The organism is Streptomyces sp. UH6 (assembly GCF_013421635.1).
GTDB lineage: Bacteria > Actinomycetota > Actinomycetes > Streptomycetales > Streptomycetaceae > Streptomyces > Streptomyces abyssomicinicus.
Genome location: NZ_JACADT010001384.1, coordinates 1 through 1,122, shown reverse-complemented (window position 1 = coordinate 1,122; position 1,122 = coordinate 1). Strand labels below are relative to the sequence as shown.

The 1,122-nt window shown below is 75.6% G+C and carries 2 pseudogenes; both read right to left on the bottom strand.

From position 1 onward, the window contains the following. Positions 1-190: pseudogene (locus tag HW445_RS32985) on the bottom strand (MinD/ParA family protein); the annotation flags it as partial. A 94-nt stretch (positions 191-284) separates the two neighbouring features. Then, positions 285-1,122: pseudogene (locus tag HW445_RS32045) on the bottom strand (type VII secretion integral membrane protein EccD); the annotation flags it as partial.

Sequence of the window (1,122 nt, the reverse complement as noted above, 5' to 3'; positions counted from 1 at the left end):
GTGTCTGCCGCGGCGCCTGCTGAGGTGGCTGTGGTGAGCCCGCTCGCGGTGCCTGCTGAGGTTCCTGCTGCGGTGTCTGCTGCGGTGCCTGCTGGGGCCACGCGCCCGCGGGCGGGGCAGCCTGCTGCGACCCACCGCCGCCCCTCAGGTCGCGCAGCACGTCGCTCTGCCAGTTGTCCCCGCTCGGCATCTCGCCTCTCTCCTCCCGCGCCGCGTCCGGTCCCCGTCCCGCCAGGAACGGCGACCGGCCGGTGTCCGGTCTCCGACGGACCGGACGTGCCCTGTCAGAACTTGTCGAGCAGCTGCCCGTAGATCCCGAACGCCCCGATCGCGAGCGGGAACAAGCCGATCACCCCGATGGACTCGATCAGGTCGGCGAACCTCCGCAGCCGCACCCGGACATGCTCGGGCGGCTCCACCGCCAGCACCAGCAGCGGCAGCAGCGCCGCCGCCCCGAGGAGGGCCAGCGCGCCGGCGCCTCCCGAGTGGCCGAGCCACAGCACGGCGAGGCGCACGACGATCAGCCCCGCCGCCGCGAACAACGCCACCACCTCGGCGACCAGCGGAAACGCCCGGGCCCGGGAGAGCAGCACCACGGCGGTCAGCGACGCCAGGCAGACCGTCCAGACGTTCGCCCCCGCCGAGGAGGTCAGCAGCCAGCCGCCCGCCGCCGCCGACACGGCGGTGACGACGGTGGCGAGCGCCAGCCCCCGGTGGGTGGCAGCGAGGGCGTTGGCCACCTCGTGACGGCTGACCGAGGTGCCCGAGGACCGCTTGTCGTCCAGCGCCGTCAACCCCGAGGCCATCAGCGCGAACCGCGGCAGCAGCCCCAGCAGGACCACGGAGACCACGGCCATCACCGCCCCGACCCGGTCACCCCGGTCCTGGAGCAGAGCGACGGCCTCCCACACGACGGTCGCCACGACGACCGCGCCCGCCCCGATCAGCCCGCCGCGGCCGAGCGGCGAACAGTAGGCGAGCAGCACCAGCGTGAGCGCCACCGTGACCGCGACGCCCGCCAGCCGGGCGGTGGGGGACCAGGCGTGGGCGTCGGCGGCGGTCCACGCCGCCATCAGCCCCAGCCCGCCCGACGCCAGCAGCAGCGCCGGGGCCAGCCCCAGG